Raw genomic sequence first — 24,268 nt, forward strand, 5'->3', positions numbered from 1 at the left:
TGAGATCGACTAGTGATCTTGGTGTGTGTCTTCGCGCTTGTTGGCAAACCATTTTACGGCCGTCACCGCGGCATGCGCGCCAACCGCAGCTCCAACGGCGCCCGCTACCGCCATGCCAATCTGGTCGGCATTCTTCTCGATGCCGAACTGCTTGATGTTGGTGAGACGGTCGTAGAACGAGCCCTTGTCCCAGAACCCGTCTTCCGAGCAGCCGATGCAGCCGTGGCCGGACTGGATCGGGAAGGAGATGCCACCGTTCCAGCGCACCGTCGAACAGGCGTTGTAGGTAGTTGGTCCCTTGCAGCCGATCTTATACAGGCAATATCCTTTGCGCGCCGCCTCATCGTCCCATTCCTCGACGAATTGGCCCGCATCGAAATGCGGCCTCCGGTAGCATTTGTCGTGGATGCGCTGCGAATAGAACATCTTGGGCCGGCCCTGGCGATCGAGCTCGGGCAATTTGCCAAAGGTGATAATGAAGGTGACGATGCCGGTCATGACCTCGGCGATCGGTGGACATCCCGGCACCTTGATGATCGGCTTGTTGGTTATGACCTTGTCGATGGGCGTTGCCCGCGTCGGATTGGGCCTGGCCGCCTGAACGCAGCCCCAGGAGGCACACGTGCCCCAGGCGATGACCGCCATCGCATCCTCGGCCATCATCTTCAGTTTTTCGACGAATGGCTTGCCGCCGTCGATGCAGAACATACCGCCCTCGTTCAGGGGCGGATTGCCTTCGACCGCGAGCACATACCGGCCCCTGTACTTGGCGCGGGTCTCTTGGAGGATCGCTTCGGCCTGATGACCGGCTGCCGCCATAATGGTGTCGTCATAGTCGAGCGAGATCATCGACAGCACGGCATCCTTCACCAAGGGATGAGCGGAACGGATGAAGCTCTCAGAGCAGCAGGTGCATTCGAGCCCATGCATCCAGATTACCGGCATTCGTGGCTCTGTTTCGAGCGCGGTTGCAATGCGGTTCGCCGCCAGCGGCGCAAGCCCGAGGCTCGCCGCCGTCAAGCTGCAGAATTTATGAAAGCTTCGGCGCGTGATGCCCTGTCGCCTGATTACGCTATAGAATGTTTCCGTCGCTACCTCCATGAACCCCTCTCGTCTTCGGCTTTGACGCATCGATGGACGCACGGGCAGCAAGAAGCGGGCCAACCCTCAGTGCGTGAGCGCCATCATTTCGGATCTGGCGCTTACGAGCGGCCTTGGTTGATGACTTCACCGACTGCGCCGCCTAAACGATTAACGCCTCTCTGTCTGCCTGAAGCGCAGAATCTCTTCAGTGTCCATCGTTGGCAAAGGCGACCTTGCCGGTTCGATTGGCGTTCGGCGCGATGAAGTGCCGAGGCACAATTGAATGGCTCCGGCGGCGAGGCGAATTTCAGAGATCCCGATCATTCGGCCATTCAGAATCTTGCATCTTAACCGAATTTGCCCATCCTCTGGCATCGACCGTGATCGCGGTGCGCAGATAGATCAAGGGCCCTTCAAGCCGGTTGGATCTATGTTCTTCCAGTCGTCATAATGGGTGTATCGCTCGAGCGTGCGGAGCGCTGCACGATTGTGGCATAGGCCAATATTACGTGGGGGATGCGAGTGGAATATTCGACGTCGATCGTATCCAGCACAGCGTCTTCCATTGGCTCGTGGGCGATTCGGCGCATTAGCCGCAACGTAAGTCGCAGCTACGCCGCTTTCCGACTTCGTAGAGCTCAATCTCCGTTATTCCTCTGACGGAATTCCTCGGCTGGAAGATTCAGATTCTACGATCGAGTCCATCGCGCGAAGCGGACCAAGGGATCGCAAAGGCTGACAAGCCAGTACCGCTCGCACGGTCCCGACGCTCGGCAACGCTGATCCTGCCATGCGCCGGATTTCGGGTTCGTACAGCTTGATGACAAGACGGCTCAAAAGAGCGGGCGAACGCGACCGCAGCGGTAGGCATCCCAACATACCCTTTGATATCGTTCCCCGACGGCGGGCCGTCGAAAGTACCGCAGAGCGGCCTCGACGCCTGGACCTGGAAAGCGCCGAGTCCGCCCCTACACCACCAGGGGGGGCCCTGGTGATGCTGGTTTGAATAAAGCAAGTGGTGTGCCGAGGCGAGCTTACATTTGTTGCAAGCTTCTCATATCCTCGAACCCGCGTGAATTCAGGTGATGTCAACTTGTATCTATTCGCGCCCGATTGCGAGACCTTCGTCAAGATCAATGCGGTCTCAGCGGGCTGTTTCGGCCATTTTGGGCAGCACATTTCAGTTCGGGCGCTCTTCCCTTGCGGTCATCCGCATTGATGCGCTTCGCTCGGTCATGCACGGACAATTTTGTAGCAAACCGAACATCACTCCGACTGACTGACTGTAACACTCTAGACACTCCGACAAAGCACGATGTGCGACCTAAACGTCCCGTGCTCGTACTGAACCACGCCGAGCCGTCTGATTGCCTCGTCGATCCGTTGCATCTATGACAATACAGAACGTCATCCTATCCACAAAAACACTCGAATAGTCAGCCTTCACGACGGCAGATCACGCAGCGGCCGGGCACCCACACGAAATTGAAACATGCACATCGCCGAGCCTCGCGCGCACAGCGTTTCTCGCCCTTGGCAAACTTATTTGCGAACCCTGGACGGTGCATCTTCGGGCTTGAGGTGCCGTTTCCGAATGTTGTAGCTCACCAGCCAGATCACGCCGACGGCGATCGGCACGAAGGCCGCGGTTACGGACGCGGGCTCTACGTGCAGTCCGACGTCCTGCGCGCCCTTTGCGAGATAGGCAAACAGGCTGACCACATAGTATCCGATGGCCCCGACTGACAACCCCTCCACCGTAGACTGCAGCCGGAGTTGCTGTCGCGTGCGCTCGTTGATCGAGTGTAGAAGATCGCGATTCTGTTGCTCGATTTCGACGTCGACGCGTGTGCGCAACAGATCGGCGGCACGAGCCAACTTCTCTGATAGATTGGCCTGACGCTCCTCCATCGTCGCACAGGTTCGTATCGCGGGCGTCATACGGCGGCCCAGGAACGACGACCAGGTCGGATAGCCCACGACATCTTCGCCTTCGATGATCGACAGTCGGGATTGCACCAGCTCATTGTATGCTCTGCTGGCACCAAAACGGAACAGACTGCCGGCGACGTCTCTTTCGAAGGAGACGGCCAATGCGGTCAGTTCCTCAAGCAGATGGTTGTTGACCTTCAGCCCTTCGGCGCCCTGCATCTCCTCGAGCACTTCGACGAGACGGCGATCGATCCGATCGACCGACGGCGCAAGCTCCAGCGCGGTCGACAGACCAAGCAGCGCTAACGAGCGGTAGGTCTCGATTTCCAGGAGACGTTGTACCAGTGCGCCGAGATCGTGCGGCGTCAGTCCGAGATCGTAGACCAGAATTCTCGTGAAACCTCTCTCGTCTGCGCGGAAGTCGGAGGCCACAGCGCCTGCGCCGCCCTTGACGTGGACCATCGCCAGACTACTTTTGTCAAACATCTGCTCGGCGCGTTCCGTTGGAGAAGCACCCCGCTCTACTTCCAACTTGATCGCGGCGAGCAATTCTCCGGTCTGCGATAGTGCGCGGATTAGTGATCGAACGCTGTCCCGGACATCGCCGAATTGCCGAGTTGCTGGACTGTTCGCAGTGCTCCAGATCCACGTGAAAGTAGCAAATTCCGAATGTTGCTCCCAGCGCAGCACCACCGGTCCGAACCCGATCTGATGATGTTTCGCGGACGCCTCCGGCGGTGGGACCTTATGCGCCCGACAGAACTCGATAAACCGGCGGCGATCGCGTGCGGCATCGTCGCCCTTTGCGAGAAATACGAAGCGGACCATGCCAAGCGATGAAACGAGACCGGTAAACGGGCGCGCATGCACTTCGCCGAGCACAGCGTCACGCTCAGGGTGCAGCTTGAATGATGCTAAATCCAATTGATCGACCATCGAGATCTCCCAAGCTCGCATCACCGCAAGTGGCATGGTCGGCGCCGGCGAGCGGGTGCATCCCCGGGCAAGCGATCAAGATCAGGTTGGTGGCCTTCGGCTCCTAGGAAAGTCCTTGTGCAAGCCAGATCGGCGCCTGCAAATTGATCTGGAACGAGCTCGTCGAGGTTTCTGCTAACGTCGTTGGCGACCTCAGCCTCGCGCCGGACAGCCTTTTCGGCGAAATGCGGCCATTGTTCGCCAGCAGCGGAGCCACCTCTGCATCGTCGTTTTGGTTGATCAAGTTTCAAATGCGCCTCCATTCGGTAAGCTCAGGCGTCTCGCATTTGTGCAGTGCAGGATTTGGGCCAGTGGGATACAGACGAAGACGCGTGTAGCGTTTCCGGCCCACCCTACGTACGTCTAGCGACAATAGTGGATTATTGTCGTCAAGCACATTCATGGTGGGACAGCCACGCGCGCGGTAACGAACAAACGGATCTGCGCGGTTTCCCAAGTCACCGGACGCGCCAGCACCGTGCATCCGAACGGCGCTCTTGCCGGCACGGCTGTGGTACGCCAGATGAGCAATCGCGCATTATGTGCTGTCATTGCGATCCAGCTAGGCTTGGCAGCTAGTTATCGGAGATTTTCGACTTCTTTGTCTTGCTTCGATCTCAGCTCGTTTGCGCGGGACCGAGTATCGCTCCACAGCGACCGAGACCTGCGCCTCTAGCCGCGGCATGCCAATTCGTGTCCTCTTGCTCGAATTTGGCCTGACTTGCCGGGTCAAGGGGCACGACTGGGCAGCCATGGCTGGGGCGTCCCCAGTACAATCGACGTACTGTACAATCGACGTACTGGCTGAACGCTTTGGAGCTGTTGTATCCCAACGATCTGTCGAAGAGCTGACCAAGGTCTTGGCCTGGTTCATATCTAAAGGGGAACGCGCAATATGAGCGCCGTGCATCTGAGCCGGCCTTCCTCCATTTCCACATGACGCGCGCAGAACGGCGTGCGGATCGACAACTTGCTGAGCCGCTGCAAGTTAGCGACTCCGCCGGACGACCGTCGGCGAAGACGCCCGCGTCGCCAGCAGACACGCATAACTCCTGCAGCCTGCCAGCAGTCAGAGACAAGTCAGCGACGTCTCGCTACTTGCAAGTGAACAACGACGCCTTCAGTTGACGAGCAATTCAGTCCGTAAACTCTAGCTTGAATCGACCCAATCCGGTGGGCGTGGCCGTGAATTTGACGGTCTTTTCTGGGAGGTCCGCCAAGGTACCGGATGCAAACTTAAACGACGTCTTACCGTACGATTCGACGCCAACAGCTCTGTCGCCCTCTATGACAATGTAGCCGATGCCATCCAACAGCTGCTCAGCCGCGAAGCCAGCGGGCGAGCGGTGAAGACCGAAAGAAGCCAAATAGGTTCCCTTGTCGTTATCACACTCAACGACAGATATTGCTGTGACTATGGCGTCCTTGAATAACCCATCTACTCCACGACACGTATATTGGATGCTGACGATGTCGTGTTCATTCCGATCGCCGACCGGCTCTCGAGCTGTCGCGACTATGGTGCAGTCGTAGTGCCCGATTGTGTCCGCGAGCGCACCTCCACTCATCCCAATCAAGCCGAATACGGTACATACTGTAGCAACAAAGACGGATTGTCTCATTTTGGCTATGTCTTCTGGAACCGGTTTTGCTCGCTACGTACAACTTGACGCAACGTCCGATTCAAGCCCTCTTCGGACGCGATCTCACCCCGATCGCGGTTCGGCACACCGCTTGCTTTCTTAGGCACGAAATTACCAAGTCATCGACAGGTGGGCTTGGCGCGTTCGGGGCTAGACATCAGCCGCCCTCGCCTGGTTTCGACGGCCAATCAGCAAGGAGACAATGTGAAACCGCGCATTCGGGCGACCGCTGCGGCGGTCGCATTGGCTCATAGTCTCCAGCGTCTTGTCATCAGGGTGTACGAATACGAGATTGATGCCCATCACATCAGCGTCTTGGTGCGTGAGGACCGAGTTAGCGGATATGATTACATGAGCCATAGTTGCGTCAGCGGCGACTTACCGAACCTATACCACCAGGGAGAGGGATCTCATTTCGTGCTTATGCCGGACGGCTCAGGGGCGTACAGCGGTTTTGATCATGACACGTCATCCTGCTTCTCAGTGAAGGTCACGCGTCGTGAAGCCCACATGTTCGATTGCAAGGAAGACTCCTACTTCGCGTACAACGTTTGATGATGTGCAGGAGCGCCACCTCTGATGACACGCGGGCGCCTCTAACGAGCCGCAGATGATACGCTCGATGGCTCTCGATGTCGTAAGGTCCTGTTGCGGAGCGCCTGGCTCGCGAAAGGCGGATAGTCCAACGAGCGGCACAACGACTTGGCTTGCGGCAAATACAGTCTCTGGCGCGTCGCGTTTCGATCCCAAGAGCATTGAGTGGCCTGACACTAGGCGACACCAGGCACAAGGTGGCGACCTTTGATGTGACAGGAACAGATGGTTTCGACCGGCTTCATGTTGGGATTCTGAAAACCAGGGGAAAGCTACCCGCCACTAGGGCATCGAAGGCACAGCGCTCTTCGGACAAACGTTGCTCGAGATATTGTCGCTCAAGGTCAGTCGGTTGACCCTCAAGCAAACCGCGATAGCGGTGGATGCGATTACGATGACTGCGCATGGCAGCAAGATTTTCGCTGATCGTCGTCGTCACAGCTTTGTCCTGGCGTACTTCGTTTGGTGGAGTGAGGTGGTGGAAAACGCTGAGCAACCTTATCGTCTGCGTTCGCTGGTGGTCGCTGTTCGCGCCCGCGGCCCAGGCGAGGACGGCTTAGGGCACGCCCGCCCCCACGCGCTGCCCAACGATCGCGGAGTCGGCTTGATTTGATACCAAGCGGCAGACTCAAGCTTCACTGCTTTCGCCCCCAAGCATGGAAGATGCGTTGCAGCCCGACGGTCGTGTCAGGCCTATCGAGGAACGCTTCGAGTTCGGCCGTGACGCCGCCGATCTCCTCGATGCTATTGAGCCCCAGCCGAATCAGCGCGTCGCGAATAGCCGCGAAGGTCAGCAATGGGACTCGTTTGACGTCAGCATTTCGCCCGTATGGCTGGACCATTGAGGAATGAACATCAGAGAAGCCAGCGGCTTCGAGAAGACGGAGAAGCCTGCGGCCGATCAAGGGGTCGCCGCCACGTCGCCGCGCCGCCTCAACAAAGAGTTCGCCTTTGCGCAGAAATGCAGCCGACGCCGGATCGCAGAACTCGCCGTCACAGTCGATATCCTGCACCACGATCATGCCCCCAGGACGGAGCGCCTCGTACGCCTGGTCGAGCGCCTCGCCAGGATCGACGAGATGGGTCAGCACGAACCGCACGCTTGCCAGCGACGCGCCATGCACCGGCCAATGGTGTGTGACGTTTGCGCAGCAGAATTCGACATTGGGGATGCCACGCCGGCTCGCCTCTGCTCGCGCGAGGACGATTTTGTCTTCGTCGAAGTCAAGACCTATGACTTGGCCGGCTCGGCCGACCCTCTTTGCCAGTTCGAACGTCACATCGCCGCCGCCACAGCCCGCATCGACGGCTGTGCAGCCCTCGAGCGGCTCGGATCGATTGAGCAGCAAGCGCGTCGGCTCAGCCAGCACACGGGCGATCACTGCAAGACGCGCCCGCCCCTCCTCTCCGCCCCTCAGGACGTAGGAGGCGAAATGTTCAGTCGTCATCAAGCCCTCTGCGATGATTGAATTAGATCTGCTCTGATCATGCGCAGAATCCCTAATAGGGCCTGCCATTCGGCTGAAGAGCCATTATTCTCGCGGTCTAGCCCGCGGCTAGTCCCACGGAAGGTGCCTCGAAGTTTGCACGTGGTTTCGGATCGTTGTGAAAGCCGCCCGTATTGGCTTAGCCGAATTTGAACAGCACGCCGTAGCCGCCTCGGGGATAGCTCCATTCGATGTCGCCGGTCTCCTCGCAGATTATCCGGCAAGTGCCGCATTCGACGCAGCCATCGACGGTGGCCTCGATCTGGCCCTGTTCGTTGAGTTCATAGCAGCGCGCCGGGCAGGCCTTCAGCATCGACAAAAGCTGCGGCGAAGGCTTGGTGTGCGGCCGCACCTTGATGTGGGGACGGCCGGTATCGACGAGATAGCGGTTATAGAATAGCTTGTCCTCGACACGCATGGATTGCTCGATCGACATCGTTTGGTCTCCGTCGTTGGTCGCTGCTGTTTCTCCGTTCACCGCCAGGCGCGCATGAGGCGAAAGGCGTCGCCGAACAGGCCGCTCCGCGAGCGCGCCTTGGTGAACGATTTAAGTGTGAGCTTCTCTTTGTCGACTTTAGGCGTACCGTCGACACGCAGAAAGTTCTGCATAGCCTTGGAGACGAGTTGCGGATAGGTCAGGAAGAAGTTTTGCGACCGGGTGTGCATCAGCGCCGGCATATCCTTGTACTTCCTTAGGTCCTTGATCACGAAGGATTCATCGAGCTTCTTCTTGTATAGCGCCAGGTTCTGCGGGAGCATCGGTTGGTTCCGCGACCTGATCTGAAGGATCGCTTCCGCCGCGATCCGGCCCGACGTCATCGCGAGGTTTGATCCTTCGCGATGAATTGTGTTGTTAAGCTGCGCGGCGTCGCCGACCACGACCCAGCCCTTCCCGTAGAGTTGCGGGATTGCCTTGAAGCCGCCCTCAGGGATCAGATGGGCAGAATATTCCTTCACCTCGGAGCCTTCTATCAGAGGCGCGACCGAAGGATGCCGCTTGAAGCGATCGAGCAGGCCGTAAGGCGTCTCGCCGGTGCGCTGGAAGTCGGCGACCAAGCAGCCGATACCCAGCGAGATGCATTCCTTGTTGGCATAGATAAAGCCCATGCCGGTCATGCCGCGAGAAATCGTGCCTACGGCCTCGATCACCACGCCTTCGTCACCCCTGAGATTGAAGCGCGATTCGATGGTTTCCCGCGGCAGGAAGTGCATTTCCTTGACTGCGAGCGCAACCTTTTCGGGCTTCGGCCGCTCGCGCAGGCCAGCGCGCGTACCGAGCACGCCATTGACGCCCTCCGCCAGCACGACGACGTTAGCATGGATCTCCCCGTCGCGCCGATCGGTCCGTACGCCGATCACCTTGCCATGGGCGTCTCGGGCCAGGTCTGTGACCGTCGTTTCGCATAATATTGTGGCGCCGGCTTCGCGAACCTTTTGCGAGAACCATTTGTCGAACTGAGCGCGGATGATGGTGTATCGGTTCGGCTTCTCCTCGTTGAAGTCATCGGAGCGGTAATGCAAGCCGGTGTGCGAGCGGTCGTCCATCATCCAGAAGCGCTGCTCGACCAGGTGTCGCTCAAGCGGAGCCTCGTCACGGAAATCGGGAACAAGCTTCTCCAACATGTCGGCATAGAGGATCGCGCCCTGCACGTTCTTTGAGCCCGGATACTCGCCGCGCTCGAGCTGCAATACCTTCATACCGCGCTCGGCCATGGTGAGCGCTGCCGCATTCCCCGCCATGCCTGCGCCAACGACGATGGCATCGAATTTTTCCGCGATCATGATCGGACTCCTTCGACCTGCTTCCGGTCACGGGAATGTGGCGACAGCCGCGCCCGGAACGCGTCGGTGAGCGGCGGCAACAGATGTATGGCATCGGTAACGATGCCTATGTGAGCGAAGTCGAAAATTGGCGCGTTCTTGTCGGTGTTGATGGCAACGATGAGATCGGCCCCTTCGACGCCGACACGGTGCTGGATCGCGCCCGAAATGCCGGCGGCAATATAGAGTTTTGGTCGGATGGTCTTGCCGGTCTGGCCGATCTGGCGATCAGAGGTGACCCAGCCCTTCTGCACGAGCGGTCGCGAACTGCCGTATTCGGCCCCAAGCACGGTCGCGAGCTGATGTACTAGCTGGAAGTTTTCCGGTGATCCGAGCCCGAGCCCGCCCGCAACGACCGCGTCGGCATAAGCAAGATTTGATTTTGCTGAGTTGCGGTCGGGCAGGAAGGAGAGAACTTTTGTGACGATGTCGTCTTCGACGAGACCGAGTGGGTGGGTGATGATGCGGCCGACCGGGCGTGCGACGCGCTTTGGCATCGGCATCACGCGGGGGCGGACGGTAGCCATTTGCGGACGGTAGTTCAGCGTGTAGATCGTGCAGAGTAAAGAGCCGCCGAAGGTCGGCCGCGTCGCAGCGAGCGATCCATCAGCATCGACATCGAGCTCTGTGCAATCCGCAGTAAGTCCCGTAAGCAGCGTCGTGGCGACCGAGCCCGCGAGATCGCGGCCGAGCGTAGTGGCTCCCAATAGCAGGATCTCCGGCTTGTAAGTGTTGACGACATCGGTCAGGGCCTTGGTGTAGGACTCGTTGCGATAGTCGGCCAAGAGATTGTGGGCGACCATGTATGCGAGGTTGGCGCCATAGCAGAAGGACTGGGCAGCGGCCTGCTGCGTCGCCTCGCTCTCCGGGCCGATGATGACAGCGGCGAGATCAACCTTGAGCTTATCGGCGAGCTTACGGCCAGCACCCATGAGTTCCCAGGACACGGGATGCACAACACCACGTTCCTGCTCGACGAAAACCCAGACATGCTTGTAAGCCTTAAAGCGATCGGGCAACTCCTTCTTGGTCGCGGCGCGCCCTGAGGCGGCGGCCGGAGCGCGACTTTTGGGTGTAGAGCTCATGGAATTGGGTTCCTTACTTTGTTAGCCGAGCGCCCAGCCGCGAGATCGGCTTCCAGGTTCACCTGGCGCTCGACGATCATCTCTCTCAGCCCAGCGGCCGTTCCTCGCCGGAGCTCGGTTACAGCTGCCTTTGCCGCGCGGCTCCGGTCCAAACAAGCGTTGGCACTGACGGCAAGCCGCAGAAGCCACATTGCGGGAGAGAAAGCAGAACTTGAGGGTTGGTCTTCCCCCTCTGAAGCATGATGGTCTTGCTCAGGGCGTGCACTCGAATCCGCGGGAAAGCCGCGACTTGCTTGTAGCAGACGTCGAAATGCATGCGCTTCTCCAAGGCTTTGCTGCGAATAGAGACAGCAAGTGTCGTACCAACTGTGGGCGTGATCGAAAGTTGATATCAATACAGAGGCTTACGACCACGGTGACATGACTTTCGTCCAGCCAGAAGCGCTAGAGCTGACAAGGATACGGCGACACGCGTCGGAGACCGAACAGAGGCGTTAGGTCAATCCTATGGTCGCCTCCACGCGACATAGCCACCGCAACGGAGTGTGAGCACGACGTCGCAACTTCCGAGGTCTCGCAAACACACGGCCTCCGAGCAATCTGGGACTACGCTGCGTACTCCCGCCCTAGTGGGACGACCAGGAGGAGTGAGAGAAGTTTTTCAAACCCGAGTATGATGAAGTGCTGTCACTAAAACGTCTCCAGTTGCACCAAGTTTGACGCTTTCTTCGCCTGTGGCGCGGTCGCTTCTTTGAGAACCTTGAAAACGCGTTGATCGATTGGGGAGGAGCCAACGAAGTCCGTGTATGCCCGCTCCAGCACGGCCTTACAACGTTCTGCGACCGCTGCATCGGTCGCACCGGTCAAGTCTTCGTCTGCGAGATACTGCCCCATGCGCTGCAGTATGTGGAGCCGGGCCACGTTGACAATTTTGGGTTCGTACTCGACGCCGAGTAAATCAAAAAACTCCTCGGCCGCAGCCGCCTTGCTCAATCGCAAAAGGATTCCGTCAGCCATTCGCTTTCTCCATCTTTTCTTCTACCGTGTGCAATGATGGGTGGCCAGGCATGCCTGTCAAACGGGGGGCAGACCGCTGGCGTGGCGGCTTAACGAGCGCCTCGATGACATAAATGGCGACTATTCGGGACATGGCGGCCTCACATTCCGTTGAGCATGGAGCGCTCGCGGACTTCGCGCCAGATCGCCATCACAGTCTCGCGCGCGACCCCGCCCTTATGCTCGACGGCATGCTGCCTTACCCGCGCAAGGATCGCCTTGCCTTCCTCAGCGCTCACGGAAACCTGCAATTCGTTCAGCAGCGCGTTGATAGCGGCTAGCCCTGAGTGTTTGCCGACGACAAAGCGGTTAGAGCGACCGAACAGCCGCGGATCGAGCGCCTGATAGCTGCGTTGGTCCTTCAGGAGGCCATCGACATGGATACCGGATTCGTGGGTAAAGATATGCTCACCGACGATCGCCTTATTGAGCGGAACGCTGCGAACGGCAGCGGCCGCGACGACAGCCGCGACATTGTCGAGCTCCGGGAGCACAACGCCCGTGTCGCATCCATAGAGCTGTTTGAGCGCGACAGCGACCTCTTCCAGAGGCGCGTTGCCCGCACGTTCGCCGAGGCCGATCACAGTCACCGAGGCATGCGTTGCGCCGGCCTTGATTGCGGCGAGCGTGTTAGCGGTGGCGAGGCCCAGATCGTCGTGGCCGTGGAATTCGATCTCGAGATCGGTGGCGGCACGTAGCGCCGCCACCAGCGCAAAGGCTGCGTCCGGGTCGAGCACGCTGAGCGTATCGGCGACACGAAAGCGCCGGGCGCCCGCGTCTTTTGCTGTGGTGATCAGCTCGATCAGGAAGTTGACGTCGGCGCGCGAGGAATCTTCGCCTCCGACTGCGACATCGAGCCCGTTGTCGCGAGCGTAACCGACGACCCGCCTCACCTGCTCGAGCGCGGCAACCCGGTCGGTGCCGAGCTTGGCAGCGATTTGCACGTCGGAGGATGGGATCGAGACATTGACCATTGAGACGCCGGAATCGATTGCCGCATTGACGTCGCAAGATTTCATCCGGCACCAACCAATGATTGTCGCGGCCAGGCCAGCTTCGACAATAGCGCGGATCGCGCTGACTTCTTCATGGCCCATCGCCGGCGTACCGGCTTCGATCTCGGTGATCCCGGCCTTGGCTAGCGCGCGCGCGATCGATAGCTTTTCCGCCGTTGTAAAGGCCACGCCGGGAGCCTGCTCGCCGTCGCGTAACGTGGTGTCGTTCAGGACTATCTGTCGTGTGTGCGAGCTGCCTGACAGAGTCGTTCCACCGAAGGCCATGTGCAGATTCCGTCCTTCCCGCTGAATGGTGAGCAACAGCCGTGCCAGGGCGGTGGTTGAAGAACTGCCTGAAATCACTTCACTTCTAAGCAGCGACTGAATTTGCCGTAAATGTAACAATGTCGAAAATCGGACATATCAGATGTCGGTTGGCTTACGGCGAATGTGGACGATGATGTCGAGCCGGGAGATCTGGTGGTCCGGTAAGGCCTCGGGCATCCGCGCGAGCAGGAGCTTTTCGGGGATGTCGATCAAAATGTCTTCGCCGACGAGATAGAAATGCGGGTGTATGCTTGTATCCATGTCAAAGAACGACCTTGAGCCGTCGGGCGTGATCCGGCGCAACAAGCCAGCTTGCGTGAAATGGTTTAGCGTGTTGTATACGGTCGCAACCGAGAGCTTGATGTTGGCTTCGATCGACTCGCTGAAGAGCATCTCGGCAGTGACATGGCGGTCATCCCTTGCAAAGAGCAACTGAGCCAGCAGCACGCGCCGGCGCGTCGGCCGCAGGCCCGCATCACGCAGCCGCCGCATGCACGCTTTCGCACAATTTCCGGCAAGGCCAAAGCGCAAGGATCCAGGCATCGCAGCATGCGGGGGTCCTTCGCAGCTTCTGGCGGAGCGCATAGTCGATTGCTCACACCTGCGGGTTGCCTGCGGCTCCGGCACGACTTTCTATTCCCCGCAAATGTTCGCGGCGACGCTCCGCCATCCGGCTCTCGCCACTCTCCTCACCGAAACAGTGATTGAAGTCGCAGCATTGCGTACACACCGGCGTCGTACACATCACCAAACCTTCGTTCTCACACAATCTTCGATAGAAGAAGCGCTTCCAGCGCATGTTTTTGGTGTTTTGCGCCGCCAGCGGCGCAAAATGGAGCATTAACAAGCGCGTCAACTCGGCCCGCTCGCGTAATCCGAGATCTTCCCACAAATGATTCGGTTCCATCGCACGCCTTGCGACCATGGCAGCGAGCCAGCGACTGATCTCGCCCTTGACCGATCGCTGGCCGAGCAGGAGGTCGCGCAGCATGATCTCTTCGTCACTGGCTGAACCGGAGTTTTCCATCGAGATGATGGCCTGCACGGGCGCGGGTGGGAAACATTGTGCCAGGAGTTCATTGAGTTCATCCGCGGTCAGGCCCGTGCGCTCCGGAAGCGGCCCTCCATCCATTACAGCGGCACAAAGAACTGAGGCGAACACATGCCGGTCAAACTTGTCATTATCCCTTACGTCAGCGTCTGCCGGATCGCAGCCAATTAAAGCATGGTAGAGTTCAATTCCGACAAGCTGCCTGTCAGCGGGGGTCCCACCCGACGGAATCGACATCGCAGCGATTAGCCCCTCTTGCGCTGCACTCACGGACAACTCCATTGGTTGGATCCTATCAGTCTTGATGCGCGCCTCCTTTGGAGGCCGGCAAGATGGATTACGCTGACAGCGCGGCGAGCTCGGAAGCAGTCTTACCGACCTGGCTTTCATCGATCGGCTTCATGATGCCGTGCTCCATCAGCATGTCCTCAAGCTCGTCCATGCTGATCGGGGTCGGGATGATGCCCTTGCCGCCATTGTTGTGGATTTTGGTCGCAAGATTGCGATAGTGGTCTGCCTGCTTGGAGTCCGGCGCATATTCCAGCACCGTCATGCGGCGCAGCTCGGCGTGCTGGACGACATTGTCGCGGGGCACGAAGTGGATCAGCTGGGTGCCGAGCTTCTTGGCGAGCGCTTCCGCCAGTTCCAGTTCCTTGTCGGTCTGCCGCTCATTGCAGATCAAGCCGCCCAGCCGCACGCCGCCCGAATTGGCATACTTCAGAATGCCCTTGGAGATGTTGTTGGCGGCATACATCGCCATCATCTCGCCGGACATGACGATATAGATCTCTTGCGCCTTATTCTCACGTATCGGCATTGCAAAGCCGCCGCAGACGACATCGCCGAGCACGTCGTATGACACGTAATCGATGTCCTCGTAGGCCCCGTTCTCTTCCAGGAAGTTGATCGAGGTGATGACGCCACGGCCGGCGCACCCGACGCCCGGCTCCGGACCACCGGATTCGACGCAGCGAATATCCTTGTAGCCGACCTTCAAGACGTCCTCGATCTCGAGGTCTTCGACGCTGCCGGCGCTTGCCGCGAGACTCAAGATTGTGTCCTGTGCCTTGGCGTGCAGGATCAGGCGGGTCGAGTCCGCCTTCGGGTCGCAGCCGACGATCAGGATCTTGTGACCCAACTCGGCGAGTGCTGCGAGGGTGTTCTGCGAGGTCGTCGATTTGCCGATACCACCCTTGCCATAAAACGCGATTTGCCTCAGTGAAGCCATGTTGCTCTCCATCAACCGATTGCCAATGATTTTCGCGTTGGACTTACGCGAGATTATTTCTCTCTCAGAAACGTGCGCACACGGGCGTCGGGAAAGAGACCAGCGCTCGCCATACGCGCCGGCGTGGCCTCAGCCCTCACTCGCAATTGCGGCATCCAAGTAGCAACTAGCGTGCCATTCGCCGCGCGTGCTTTAAGCGCCTACTCGAAAACGGTCGACAGACGCAATTGACGGGCGCTTCGCCGAACCTTTTGTTGTTCTGTCAGAAACAGGACAAGGATTGCGCCTCTGAAAACGCGATTTTGCTGCGACTGCGACCGCACACAACGGAACAAAAATTGCCAACTCTGTATCGTGACGCGATTTGAAAGGAAGGTGACATGCAGTTTGGCGTCGAGACAGACAAGGCTGTAAGCGGCGGCGCGTGTTCGATATCGACCAGGAAAAGATCACCCATGCGGCGTTGCAGTTCCTGCTTCATGACGAGATCGAGACCCACGAGCTGGCCACGCCTGAAGAGGCCTATGCCGCGAGCTTCGACTGACTCGCCCCAGATGTTGCTCAGTGTCACCTTGCTGAAGAATAGCGGACTGGACCTGATTGGCGAACTCACCGGAAAGTTCGAAGGTGTCCGCATTCTCATCGTTACTGACACGTCCGACGAGGTGAGCGCACTTGAGCATGTGAAGGCGGCGGACTGGCACTGTGGTCACACCGCTGACGTTGAATGGCGTGGGCAAGAAGGTCAACACCATCTAGGGCCACGGTAAAGCAGCGCCAACGATCCTGCTTAGCGTGATGAAATGGGAATCTTGACATGACTACGGTTCTGTTTTGGCAGAAGCCCGGCTGCGGAACGAACGCGCGCCAGATTTGCGCGTTGGAGGCAGCGGGTCATCATGTCGTGGCGAAGAGCTTGCTGACCGAACCCTGGACCGCGTCCGATCTATGCACATTCTTCGGTAACACGCCGGTTCGGTCCTGGTTCAACCCAGCCGCGCCGCGGGTGACGTCGGGCGAGGTCGATCCGGCGACGATCGACGCAGCCGGCGCGATCGCCTTGATGCTCGAGGATCCGCTGCTGATCAGGCGGCCGCTGATCGAAGCCAATAACCCAAGATGTGCCGGATTTGACCGCGAGCCGGTCCCGTCGCTGCTGGGCTCAAGCCCGAGGCGAGAGCTTCAGAACTGCGCACGAACGGAGAAGGCGCCGCGGTGTGCGGAGGTGTGATGTGTTTGCTTCGCAGGTGGTATATCGCACGAACCTCTTGTGGGCGAAAGTGGCGCTAAGCGGAGGCGGGTTCCACGCGATCGGATACAAGAAGTGCGGGCTCTGATTCCGAACCGGAGCGCCAAGGGTTTTCTCCGCTTGCAAGCGGCGATCCATAATTTGCGTTGCTCTCAAGGCCGCCGATGAGGTCCAAGCGGAAGTATCAAAACACACAAGAAAGAGGGACCTTATTTCAGGCCAGCTTTGAGTATGAATCTGAACAACTATCGATTGAATATTCGCATATCCGCGCTCAGGCCTGCATTGCCCGCGTGGATGTCAAAGTCCATCAGCCAGGTGCTCGTAGCCCATGGCTGAATGCTATCTGGCTCTCTCTCGTGACGAGCTGCTTGAGGCTCTCGGCGTTGTTGCCACGGCTTCAGGCCGGCCGGTTCATTTGCTGGAAAAGGACATTTGGGTTGTTTGGGCCCTCCACGCGCGCGGAGGCGATGCCGTGGTGGACGCAAGTGTGAAGTCTTCTTCGTAGGCGGTGTTGCACTATCCTGGCCTAGTTCTGGAAGAGAGCGGCATTCCGCACAGTGGCCCCACGGCCGAGCGTCCCCTGAGCGCCATTTCGCGAGGTAAAGAGCCCTCGCAATCGCCGATGCGATGCACCGGCGTCCTTCTTAGAGTGGCGGGAGACGGCCGATGGCGCCGTCTCCCGTAAGTTGAAAGCAAGGAACCGCTAACTCCGCGCGAGCACCATGACGAGCCGGTCGACGCGACGGCCATTCTTCAGATGGGACTCGACAATCTCGTCAATATCTTCCGGAGTGCTCGGACGATACCAGGCACCGTCAGGATAGACGACCATCAGAGGACCAGAGCCGCAGAAGCCGAGACAATCGGCTGCGGTGAAGCCGATATCGGTCAACCCACCCGCCTCGATTGCTTTGCCGAGCCGTTCCCATAAGGGTCCTCCGCCCGCCGCCCCGCAGCTGCCGTGCGGATGGTCGGGAGGGCGCTGAGTATGGCAGGCGAAAACGTGATGCCGGTAGAGCTGTGGGAGTTCGAACTCGTTCATGTTGTCGCTCATACTTCTATTACCGCAATGCGATGTCGTAATGGCCGCGAGAATCTGCTTTGACATAGAGTTGCATGACAATCGGCCCGTTCGAAAACGGCTTGATGTCATCCCCACAATTTAAGTGCTTAATGCATTGTTCGCTCATTATGTTTCCTTGCAAGTGACTCGTTTCGGCACGGCGGTTTCGAGCACGAGCGCGTCGAACGTGTCGATCGTTTTGCTCCCTAACGCGGCATAGATCATCCGATGCTGTTGGATGCGGCTCTTGCCGGCAAAGGCCTGCGAGACGACTCGTGCCCCACAGTGGTGTCAGGTGCCCGCCAGATCGGTCACGATCACATCCGCCTCCGGAAGCGCCTTGCGGATCAAGGCCTCAATTGCCGGCCCAGCCGTCACCATGTCGCTTACTCCTGCTCTCGCCCGGTTTCATGCAAGCTCCAAACCAATTCTCGACAGGACCATTTGAAAAGACTTCCGCCGACACGGATGGAAATGACGCGCGTCGGTCGACAATCCCGCGGGCGGACTGTCGCGAAGATAACAAGGATATATCGATGGCCGACATCGTCGCGTTACGGCGATGGGCTTTGTTCCATGAATTCCTGGCTCGATAACTCACGGCAGCTCAGTACGACTACGACCGCATATTGCGGGAGCTTCCTCAGATCTTTGAGCATTCCGCGAATCATGGCTGGTAGTCCGTATGGATCGCGATCTCGGCGGCAAGCCGGAGTGACGATAGCCCCATGGTCTTGCCTTCCGGGAGGATGACGAGCGAGGTCTTTTTCTCGTCTTCTGCATTTTTCGGCTTGTTGGTGACTTTCTAAATCCGCACAAAAATGACGACAAGAATGGGCGGTAGGATGGTGAGGGAACTAAAAAGGCGGCCCGCAAAGGCCGCCGCCGAGTGTCGCAGTGGTGTGTGTTTCAGAAGGAGTGTGGTTGCTCTTCGTCGTCGCGGTGATCGGCCGGCGCTTGTTGCTCCTGGATGAGTTCCTGGATCTTGAGGCAGTAGTGCGACCAGATGCTGTCGGATAGATCCTTGAGGAGCTCGTGGACAGCGAGCGCCTGCTCCGGGGTCCATTCGGGATTGATGAGGAAGCTGATCCCGAAGTTGAGGCCGGATGGTTGATGGTGGTTTCTGGTCATGCAACGTGCTCCTTCTCGTTGGTACTGGCGGGCCGGCTTCGATGCTGTGTGCTCTGGGCCTCGGCGCGTTCCAGAGCTTCCTTGAGGCGGTAGGATTCGCCGTCGATGGAGATCACCTCGGATCGGTGCACGAGGCGGTCGACGAGGCTGACGACGCATGCGGCATTTGGGAAGACCTCCGTCCATGCGGCGAAGGGCTTGTTGGTGGTCACGATTGTGGAGCGGGCCTGATAGCGCCGGCTGACGAGTTCGAACAGCAGGTCTGCGTGACGGTTCGAGTAGGATAGATATCCCACCTCGTCGATCGCCAGAACGTCGGCGGCGGCGTAGTGATGGAGCCTTCGGCGCAAAGCGGTATCGCTGTCGAGGGCGGCAAGCTCGCCGAGCATTTCGCTGGCCGATCGGAACAAGACCGAGTGACCGGCGATGAGCGCCTGGTAGGCGATATTCTGCGCGAGGGTCGATTTGCCGACGCCGTTTGGTCCGACGAAGACGATGTTGGTTGCGTCGTTCATGAAGGACAGCGACATCAATTGCTCCACTGCGGCGCGGTCGAGGCGCCTGGGCCAGAGCCAGTCGTAATCGGCCATCGGTTTGAAGTGACCGATCCTGGCGTCGCGCAGGCGTCGCTGCAGCGAGCGCCGGGCACGTTCCTCCTCCTCCCATTGCAGCATGGGGGCCAGCCATGGGGCGCCGGCGATTTCGTCCCAGTGTTCGACCAGGCCGTTGAGGCGCAGCGCCTTGGCGCGGTTCAGCAGGGCATCATCAGTGCTCATCGTCGTTATCTCCAGAAGGGGTCAGTTGGTCGTAGCTGTCGAGGCGGTGCGGCCGGACCGTTGTATCCTTGCGCCGCACATGTTCGGGCAGGCTGGTTTCGACGGGCGGCGGTTCACCACGCTCAAGGCGCCGACGTTCGAGTGCGGCGCGGACCGTCGCCGCATGGACGGAGCCCGCACGCAAAGCGTCCTCGACGGCGGCCTGCAATTCCGTTGCGCCGTAGCGATCGAGCAGCCGCAGCAGCGCGGTCGTGAGCGCACCGATGTTGGCGCCACGTTCGGCGGCCCTGATCATCAGGGTCTGACAGACCGGCACGGTTCGGGTGAGGCTGTTGAGGCCGCGATGCTGGCGCGCCTCACGCTTGATCTCGGCGAGATCCTTCAGGTGTCGTCGGTCTTCGATCTCTTGGCCACGATCATAGCTGCGACGGTGACTGGCGATCATTTGCGCGCCGTCGAAGATCCGGACCTGGCTGAGATCGGCCCGCACGCTCAGCATGCGCCGAACATGGGTATGGGGAACCGTGTAGTCGTTCAGGTCGAACCGCACATAGGGCGTTTTGCCGACCTTCACGGCGACCTGCTCCTCAACGGGATACGGGTTGGCGGGCAGCGGCAGAAGCAGTGGTTGCTCCTTTGCGAACGCCTGGCGTACTGTCATCTCGCGATCCTCCGGACATGGTCGGTCCGCCGCTTCGGATCGGCACCATTGTTCGGCCTGGGCATTCAGCTCGTCGAGATCGGTGAACTTGCGGGCGATGAAGAATGCCTCCCGGATATGCCGTATAGCGCGCTCGACACGGCCTTTTTCGTTGCCCCGGGCAACCGCGACAGGACGCGGCTCGAACCGATAATGGCCGGCGAAGGCAAGCAGCGTGGGATGGAATCGGATCGCATCGCCCTGGCGCTCGAGCACCGCGCTCTTAAGATTGTCGTAGAGCAGGACCCGGGGCAGCCCACACCATGTGTTGAACGCGCCGATGTGGCCGCGCAGGAAGTTTTCCATGCGCGCATCGAGGAAGAAGCGCAGGTAGATGTCGCGCGAGTACGACAGCACCATGACGAACGCCATCAGCGGACGGCGGGCGCGACCGATCTCGATGTGACCGAAGTGCCCCCAATCCACCTGCCCTTGTTCAGACGGCAACGTGCGCAGCCGCAGGAACGCCTCGGCTGGCTTGCGTGGACGGTGCAGAGCGATCAGGTGCCGGAAGTAGCTGGGCGACCCGCGGTAGCCGCGCTCACGCATCATCGCATACAGGCGGCTGGCCGTGAGTGCGGGGAACTGCTCCAGCGTCTTCAGGACGATCGGCAGATAGGGCTCGATCTTCGTGGGGCGCAATATCGGCCTATTCCTGGGCAGTCCGGCCTGGGTCAGGACGCGATGCACGGTCGTGTGATGAACGTGCAACTGCTTCGCAATGGTGCCGCAGCGCCATTTCTCGACGTGATACAGACGCAGGATCTGCGCTTCCAATTCAGGGGTAACGGTCATCGGTCGGGTCTCGGCCTCCATAGGGGTGAGCATGACGAGGCCCCCGGCGACGCACGAAGCCGGTACGAAGGAACAGCGACAACCGACAGCCGCAGAACCGACAGCTCGGCATGGGCATGATCGATGTCGTCGCTCGCTCGCCGACGTCAGTAGGTGCAACAACGACATCGTCCGCAGGCCGGCGCAGTAGTGAACCGACAGGCCATGCGGGTGGAGAGTGATGCGTCACGTTATTGTGCCGCGCCCGGTATCGTCGGGCGCGGGTCGCATGCGCCAGGCGTCCGCGGCGGCTGCGCTGATAACGCCGTCCCGCCTCGCGCAGGCTCTCGCGGCGGGCAGCACGGGCGCAGTCATGGCCGCAATAGCGTTGTCCCCGGTCGCAGTTGCGGCAGATCGTTACCTGCGAACGGCAGCGGCCGCACAGAAAGAAGCGGCCCGTGAGCATCCGCGGCGGTCCTTTCGGAGCGCCGCCGGAGGTTGGTGGAAAAGGTCGACGGAATGCGCTGACAGTGCGATAGTGCAGGCCGCGCACCGTCCGTGGGGCGTGACATCGAGCCCCACTTGCCAGTTGAGATCGGTGTTACGCCGGCTTTGTTTCTGCGGCGCTGATTACCCGCAGATCTACCATAAGGCAGGCGCAAAGCGGGGTACGTCGAAAGGAGCCTCAGGGCGCCCGGAGACGTGCCCCGCGTCTTTTATTCCTCAACTCAGACGCTGGTCGTCGCCGCAAAGGCGTCCGCCCGCTTCGGCGCGATTGGTGAGCGCGCGTGCGGACGCCTTCGCTCTACCGCCGTCGACCTCGTCGTCATTCTTGCGCGGTTTTCGACAGTCAACGACACGGCTGTTCAGTAGATCGCCGCGCCCGCGCCTACATTGATTGAGGCGTCTTTCATGGTCTCGACAATGAATTCGATCTGGCTATCAGTGAGATGCGTATGAAATGGCAGTGCGACGGCGCGATCGGAGATCTTTTCCGTCACCGGCAGATCGCCACGGCGATAGCCCAGATCAAGATAATGCCGCTGCAGATGCAGAGGATGGTTGTAGGCCGCAGCCTCGGTCTGCTCAACGCGAAGATCCTCGACGATCGCGTCGCGGCTGGAGCGCGTGAAACGCGTCCCGAGATGGACAACATAGAGGAACCAGTTTACTTCGGTCACGTCGGGTCCGACATAGGGCGGTTTGATGCCTTCAAAGGCCTGCATATGCGCCGCATAAAACTGTTCAATCAGCCGGCGACGCTCCAGGATCTCGTCGATACGCCTTAGCTGCGTAATCCCCAGTGCAGCGGACAGATCGCCCATTTCGGCTTGATATGGCGCAGCCGAACCGACGGTAACGGAAGAACGCTCGTCCGACCGATGCGAACGGTGACGACGAAGTGCCACAGCAAGATCGATATCATCGGTAACCACTATGCCGCCTTCGCCGCAGGTCAGAAGCGAGGGCTGCGCGAAGTCGAACACAGCGACATCGCCGAAGGTCCCGACCAATTGGCCCTTATAACGTGAGGCGACGGCCTCAGTGGAATCTTCCAGCAGCAGAAGATTACGCCTTCTCGCGATATCGCGCAGCTCCGACCAGGCTGCGGGATGGCCATTGGTGTTGCCGGCGAGGATGGCGCGGGTCTTTGGCGTGATGCGCTCCTCGACTCTCTGCGGAGCGAGCGTCCCGGACCAATAGTCGATGTCCGCAAATACCGGCCGCGCACCGGCGAGGCTGACCGCGTGCGCTGTTTCACGATATGAATAGGACGAGGCGATCACCTCGTCGCCCGCGCCAATGCCGCAAGCTTTCAGAGACAGCAGAAGGCCGATGGTTCCGCTCGGTACCGCAACGGCATAATTCCGTCCGAGATAGGTGGCAAATGCCGCCTCGAATTGTTCCATGAGCGGACCGTTAGAGAGACGCGGCGAGCGCAACACGCGATCTACTGCCGCGATTTCGGCCGGGGTAATGTCGGGATCTGACAACGGAATCAAGGATTCATGGCCCGTTGAAACCGGCTCTTCGTCCGCCTTGGCAACGAGGCCGTGGCCTAGGGCTGGTCCGGTCACGGCTCGACCGCCCGCGTGGCGAGCACAATGCCGGTCGCTCGCGTCGGATCGTCCGTGATCCGGGCACAATGATCCGCGCTATCGAGCAAATGCAGGTCGAATTGTCCGACGCTGTGAAAAGGCGTCTCGGTAAGGTCAGACGAGTCGCAGCGGATCCAGGCGAGATGCGGGTACCTCTGTCGCAACACCGCATAGGCTTGAGAAGCATCATCGAATGACGCAAGCGCCCGCTCGATGTCCGCAATTTCGCCTGCTCCCAGAGCCATCGAACGGGTCCTTATTGCCAAAACACGCGTTCCGGATCGGCGTTCAATAGATCGGTAACTGCTGCCAAACGCTGGTGCGTGGAGTGCAGTTTCCAGATGCCCTGCTTGTGATCTTTTCGGAATACCTGCCAGTTGGCGCTTGCCCCGTCATGCCGCAGCATGGCTACGTCAATGATGCCGCCCTTAACGTCGATATTGCGCGAGCAGCATGGGCATTCGATCAAGTAGCCTCCGGCAACTCCGGTGATGTTGGCTGAGACATAACGGTAGCGCTCTCTCGACCTCAGCGCGCGCTCGATGCGCCTGCGATCGATGTCGTTGGGGTGCGCGGGTAGGTCCGGCTTTATGTCTAAGGCCACGTTCATCGCGTCTACTTCCTAGACCAGGCCGATTTCTCTTTCGAGGCAACCGACGACCAAGTGCTCACCGAACTTGACAAGATAGATCGGAAGGTTCGCTTCCGTGTGCCGGCGAACTTGGACGATCTTGCCGATGTCGCCGAGGCTGACCAGGAGCCCTTCAGCTGGGGCATCGGGAAAGGATCCGTCATTGGTCAGGTCAAACATCGCCTTGACGCGCTGGCCCCGCTGATATTTTGGCAGCCCGGCTTCAATCATCGTTGGCTCCCGGCAAGTGCAGGTCCTCGACTTCGGCGCGTGGTATGACCGGATCGAGTTCCTTGCGCTTCATGCCGACCCGGTGACCGCTTTGGATGAATTCAACGCCGTAGATGTAAAACCGCTGCAAGAAAGTGCCGATCGATATGACGTAGCCGACCTCGCCCTTCTTCGCCAGGATGTCGCCGATCTCTTTGCCGGCGTAGGTGCCGTCATTGCGGATGGTGCGGTTGGCCCGCACCTTCTCGCCAAAGTCGAAGAAAGGTGGTGCCGTCAGCTCGACGATGTCACTGTCAGCCACAATATTGCTCATGCCGGGGTCCCCTGTTCTTGT

Annotated in this window: 24 protein-coding genes and 1 pseudogene; 3 read left to right on the forward strand and 22 right to left on the reverse strand. The window is 59.5% G+C overall.

What is annotated here, in order from left to right:
- Positions 1-9: 9 nt before the first annotated feature.
- The 3 genes from NLN62_RS09195 to NLN62_RS09205 all read right to left on the reverse strand — a co-directional run bounded on the left by NLN62_RS09195 (position 10) and on the right by NLN62_RS09205 (position 5,612).
- Complete coding sequence (locus NLN62_RS09195; RefSeq protein ID WP_254108486.1) at positions 10-1,101, reverse strand: hydrogenase small subunit; 1,092 nt, start codon at positions 1,099-1,101, stop codon at positions 10-12.
- Between the two features lie 1,524 nt (positions 1,102-2,625).
- A complete protein-coding gene (locus tag NLN62_RS09200) occupies positions 2,626-3,951 on the reverse strand; it encodes a DUF3422 family protein (RefSeq protein ID WP_254108487.1) in 1,326 nt (441 codons plus the stop codon).
- Between the two features lie 1,175 nt (positions 3,952-5,126).
- Entirely contained in the window at positions 5,127-5,612 is a 486-nt protein-coding gene (locus tag NLN62_RS09205; protein ID WP_254108488.1) for a hypothetical protein, read from the reverse strand.
- Between the two features lie 225 nt (positions 5,613-5,837).
- On the opposite strand from NLN62_RS09205, the gene NLN62_RS09210 reads away from it, so the two are divergent.
- On the forward strand, positions 5,838-6,188 hold the full coding sequence (locus NLN62_RS09210) for a hypothetical protein (RefSeq protein ID WP_254108489.1): 351 nt from the start codon (positions 5,838-5,840) through the stop codon (positions 6,186-6,188).
- Positions 6,189-6,546: 358 nt separating this feature from the next.
- Complete coding sequence (locus tag NLN62_RS09215; protein ID WP_254108490.1) at positions 6,547-6,840, forward strand: hypothetical protein; 294 nt, start codon at positions 6,547-6,549, stop codon at positions 6,838-6,840.
- A 22-nt stretch (positions 6,841-6,862) separates the two neighbouring features.
- Here NLN62_RS09215 and NLN62_RS09220 read toward each other — a convergent pair whose 3' ends face one another.
- The 9 genes from NLN62_RS09220 to nifH form a co-directional block, all read right to left on the reverse strand.
- Positions 6,863-7,609, reverse strand: a complete 747-nt coding sequence (locus NLN62_RS09220; protein WP_254108491.1) for a class I SAM-dependent methyltransferase — start codon at positions 7,607-7,609, stop codon at positions 6,863-6,865.
- Between the two features lie 244 nt (positions 7,610-7,853).
- Positions 7,854-8,150 carry a ferredoxin family protein gene (locus NLN62_RS09225; protein WP_027525682.1) on the reverse strand — a complete coding sequence of 99 codons (297 nt, stop codon included), beginning with the start codon at positions 8,148-8,150 and terminating at the stop codon, positions 7,854-7,856.
- Between the two features lie 38 nt (positions 8,151-8,188).
- Positions 8,189-9,496, reverse strand: coding sequence for an FAD-dependent oxidoreductase (locus NLN62_RS09230; protein ID WP_254108492.1), 1,308 nt, complete (start codon positions 9,494-9,496; stop codon positions 8,189-8,191).
- A complete protein-coding gene (locus NLN62_RS09235; RefSeq protein WP_254108493.1) occupies positions 9,493-10,620 on the reverse strand; it encodes an electron transfer flavoprotein subunit alpha/FixB family protein in 1,128 nt (375 codons plus the stop codon). Before NLN62_RS09235 ends, NLN62_RS09230 begins: the two co-directional genes overlap by 4 nt.
- A 690-nt stretch (positions 10,621-11,310) precedes the next feature.
- Positions 11,311-11,637 carry a nitrogenase stabilizing/protective protein NifW gene (gene nifW, locus NLN62_RS09240; RefSeq protein WP_254108494.1) on the reverse strand — a complete coding sequence of 109 codons (327 nt, stop codon included), beginning with the start codon at positions 11,635-11,637 and terminating at the stop codon, positions 11,311-11,313.
- Positions 11,638-11,777: 140 nt separating this feature from the next.
- Complete coding sequence (gene nifV, locus NLN62_RS09245; protein WP_254108495.1) at positions 11,778-12,956, reverse strand: homocitrate synthase; 1,179 nt, start codon at positions 12,954-12,956, stop codon at positions 11,778-11,780.
- 138 nt (positions 12,957-13,094) lie between these two features.
- Positions 13,095-13,625 carry an iron response transcriptional regulator IrrA gene (irrA, locus tag NLN62_RS09250; protein ID WP_371932940.1) on the reverse strand — a complete coding sequence of 177 codons (531 nt, stop codon included), beginning with the start codon at positions 13,623-13,625 and terminating at the stop codon, positions 13,095-13,097.
- Complete coding sequence (locus NLN62_RS09255; RefSeq protein WP_254113402.1) at positions 13,594-14,286, reverse strand: nitrogen fixation protein NifQ; 693 nt, start codon at positions 14,284-14,286, stop codon at positions 13,594-13,596. Before NLN62_RS09255 ends, irrA begins: the two co-directional genes overlap by 32 nt.
- Positions 14,287-14,386: 100 nt before the next feature.
- Entirely contained in the window at positions 14,387-15,277 is an 891-nt protein-coding gene (gene nifH, locus NLN62_RS09260) for a nitrogenase iron protein (RefSeq protein ID WP_254108496.1), read from the reverse strand.
- Between the two features lie 817 nt (positions 15,278-16,094).
- Between nifH and NLN62_RS09270 the strand changes: the two genes are divergently transcribed.
- Positions 16,095-16,508: an ArsC/Spx/MgsR family protein gene (locus NLN62_RS09270; RefSeq protein WP_254108497.1), complete on the forward strand. Its 414-nt coding sequence runs from the start codon at positions 16,095-16,097 to the stop codon at positions 16,506-16,508.
- A gap of 724 nt (positions 16,509-17,232) precedes the next feature.
- Here the strand turns inward: NLN62_RS09270 and NLN62_RS09275 are convergent.
- The 10 genes and pseudogenes from NLN62_RS09275 to NLN62_RS09320 all read right to left on the reverse strand — a co-directional run bounded on the left by NLN62_RS09275 (position 17,233) and on the right by NLN62_RS09320 (position 24,247).
- The gene (locus NLN62_RS09275) at positions 17,233-17,571 is read right to left on the reverse strand and encodes a ferredoxin (protein ID WP_371932941.1); all 339 of its coding nucleotides are present in this window, start codon (positions 17,569-17,571) and stop codon (positions 17,233-17,235) included.
- Between the two features lie 147 nt (positions 17,572-17,718).
- A pseudogene (locus tag NLN62_RS53365) lies at positions 17,719-17,868 on the reverse strand (BolA/IbaG family iron-sulfur metabolism protein); the annotation flags it as partial.
- Between the two features lie 633 nt (positions 17,869-18,501).
- Positions 18,502-18,723: a hypothetical protein gene (locus NLN62_RS09285; protein ID WP_254108354.1), complete on the reverse strand. Its 222-nt coding sequence runs from the start codon at positions 18,721-18,723 to the stop codon at positions 18,502-18,504.
- On the reverse strand, positions 18,720-19,499 hold the full coding sequence (gene istB / locus NLN62_RS09290) for an IS21-like element helper ATPase IstB (RefSeq protein ID WP_254108353.1): 780 nt from the start codon (positions 19,497-19,499) through the stop codon (positions 18,720-18,722). Before istB ends, NLN62_RS09285 begins: the two co-directional genes overlap by 4 nt.
- The gene (gene istA, locus NLN62_RS09295; protein ID WP_254108352.1) at positions 19,489-21,027 is read right to left on the reverse strand and encodes an IS21 family transposase; all 1,539 of its coding nucleotides are present in this window, start codon (positions 21,025-21,027) and stop codon (positions 19,489-19,491) included. The genes istB and istA overlap by 11 nt, the downstream gene beginning before the upstream one ends.
- 812 nt (positions 21,028-21,839) lie before the next feature.
- Entirely contained in the window at positions 21,840-23,051 is a 1,212-nt protein-coding gene (locus tag NLN62_RS09300; protein ID WP_371932942.1) for a DegT/DnrJ/EryC1/StrS family aminotransferase, read from the reverse strand.
- Positions 23,048-23,317 carry a hypothetical protein gene (locus NLN62_RS09305; RefSeq protein WP_254108499.1) on the reverse strand — a complete coding sequence of 90 codons (270 nt, stop codon included), beginning with the start codon at positions 23,315-23,317 and terminating at the stop codon, positions 23,048-23,050. The genes NLN62_RS09300 and NLN62_RS09305 overlap by 4 nt, the downstream gene beginning before the upstream one ends.
- A gap of 11 nt (positions 23,318-23,328) precedes the next feature.
- On the reverse strand, positions 23,329-23,682 hold the full coding sequence (locus NLN62_RS09310) for a hypothetical protein (protein ID WP_254108500.1): 354 nt from the start codon (positions 23,680-23,682) through the stop codon (positions 23,329-23,331).
- Positions 23,683-23,694: 12 nt separating this feature from the next.
- Complete coding sequence (locus NLN62_RS09315) at positions 23,695-23,934, reverse strand: nitrogen fixation protein NifZ (protein WP_254108501.1); 240 nt, start codon at positions 23,932-23,934, stop codon at positions 23,695-23,697.
- Positions 23,927-24,247 carry a nitrogen fixation protein NifZ gene (locus NLN62_RS09320; protein ID WP_027527702.1) on the reverse strand — a complete coding sequence of 107 codons (321 nt, stop codon included), beginning with the start codon at positions 24,245-24,247 and terminating at the stop codon, positions 23,927-23,929. The genes NLN62_RS09315 and NLN62_RS09320 overlap by 8 nt, the downstream gene beginning before the upstream one ends.
- Between the last annotated feature and the right edge of the window lie 21 nt (positions 24,248-24,268).

It is taken from the genome of Bradyrhizobium sp. CCGUVB23 (genome assembly GCF_024199885.1).
Taxonomy (GTDB): domain Bacteria; phylum Pseudomonadota; class Alphaproteobacteria; order Rhizobiales; family Xanthobacteraceae; genus Bradyrhizobium.

Excerpts from the sequence above, each read along its gene's own strand:
- NLN62_RS09195 (WP_254108486.1), bottom strand. The coding sequence starts at position 1,101 with ATGGAGGTAGCGACGGAAACATTCTATAGCGTAATCAGGCGACAGGGC.
- NLN62_RS09200 (WP_254108487.1), bottom strand. The coding sequence starts at position 3,951 with ATGGTCGATCAATTGGATTTAGCATCATTCAAGCTGCACCCTGAGCGT.
- NLN62_RS09205 (WP_254108488.1), bottom strand. The coding sequence starts at position 5,612 with ATGAGACAATCCGTCTTTGTTGCTACAGTATGTACCGTATTCGGCTTG.
- NLN62_RS09225 (WP_027525682.1), bottom strand. The coding sequence starts at position 8,150 with ATGTCGATCGAGCAATCCATGCGTGTCGAGGACAAGCTATTCTATAAC.
- NLN62_RS09230 (WP_254108492.1), bottom strand. The coding sequence starts at position 9,496 with ATGATCGCGGAAAAATTCGATGCCATCGTCGTTGGCGCAGGCATGGCG.
- NLN62_RS09235 (WP_254108493.1), bottom strand. The coding sequence starts at position 10,620 with ATGAGCTCTACACCCAAAAGTCGCGCTCCGGCCGCCGCCTCAGGGCGC.
- nifW (WP_254108494.1), bottom strand. The coding sequence starts at position 11,637 with ATGGCTGACGGAATCCTTTTGCGATTGAGCAAGGCGGCTGCGGCCGAG.
- nifV (WP_254108495.1), bottom strand. The coding sequence starts at position 12,956 with ATGGCCTTCGGTGGAACGACTCTGTCAGGCAGCTCGCACACACGACAG.
- NLN62_RS09255 (WP_254113402.1), bottom strand. The coding sequence starts at position 14,286 with ATGTCGATTCCGTCGGGTGGGACCCCCGCTGACAGGCAGCTTGTCGGA.
- nifH (WP_254108496.1), bottom strand. The coding sequence starts at position 15,277 with ATGGCTTCACTGAGGCAAATCGCGTTTTATGGCAAGGGTGGTATCGGC.
- NLN62_RS09270 (WP_254108497.1), top strand. The coding sequence starts at position 16,095 with ATGACTACGGTTCTGTTTTGGCAGAAGCCCGGCTGCGGAACGAACGCG.
- NLN62_RS09275 (WP_371932941.1), bottom strand. The coding sequence starts at position 17,571 with ATGAACGAGTTCGAACTCCCACAGCTCTACCGGCATCACGTTTTCGCC.
- NLN62_RS09285 (WP_254108354.1), bottom strand. The coding sequence starts at position 18,723 with ATGACCAGAAACCACCATCAACCATCCGGCCTCAACTTCGGGATCAGC.
- istB (WP_254108353.1), bottom strand. The coding sequence starts at position 19,499 with ATGAGCACTGATGATGCCCTGCTGAACCGCGCCAAGGCGCTGCGCCTC.
- istA (WP_254108352.1), bottom strand. The coding sequence starts at position 21,027 with ATGCTCACCCCTATGGAGGCCGAGACCCGACCGATGACCGTTACCCCT.
- NLN62_RS09305 (WP_254108499.1), bottom strand. The coding sequence starts at position 23,317 with ATGGCTCTGGGAGCAGGCGAAATTGCGGACATCGAGCGGGCGCTTGCG.
- NLN62_RS09310 (WP_254108500.1), bottom strand. The coding sequence starts at position 23,682 with ATGAACGTGGCCTTAGACATAAAGCCGGACCTACCCGCGCACCCCAAC.
- NLN62_RS09315 (WP_254108501.1), bottom strand. The coding sequence starts at position 23,934 with ATGATTGAAGCCGGGCTGCCAAAATATCAGCGGGGCCAGCGCGTCAAG.
- NLN62_RS09320 (WP_027527702.1), bottom strand. The coding sequence starts at position 24,247 with ATGAGCAATATTGTGGCTGACAGTGACATCGTCGAGCTGACGGCACCA.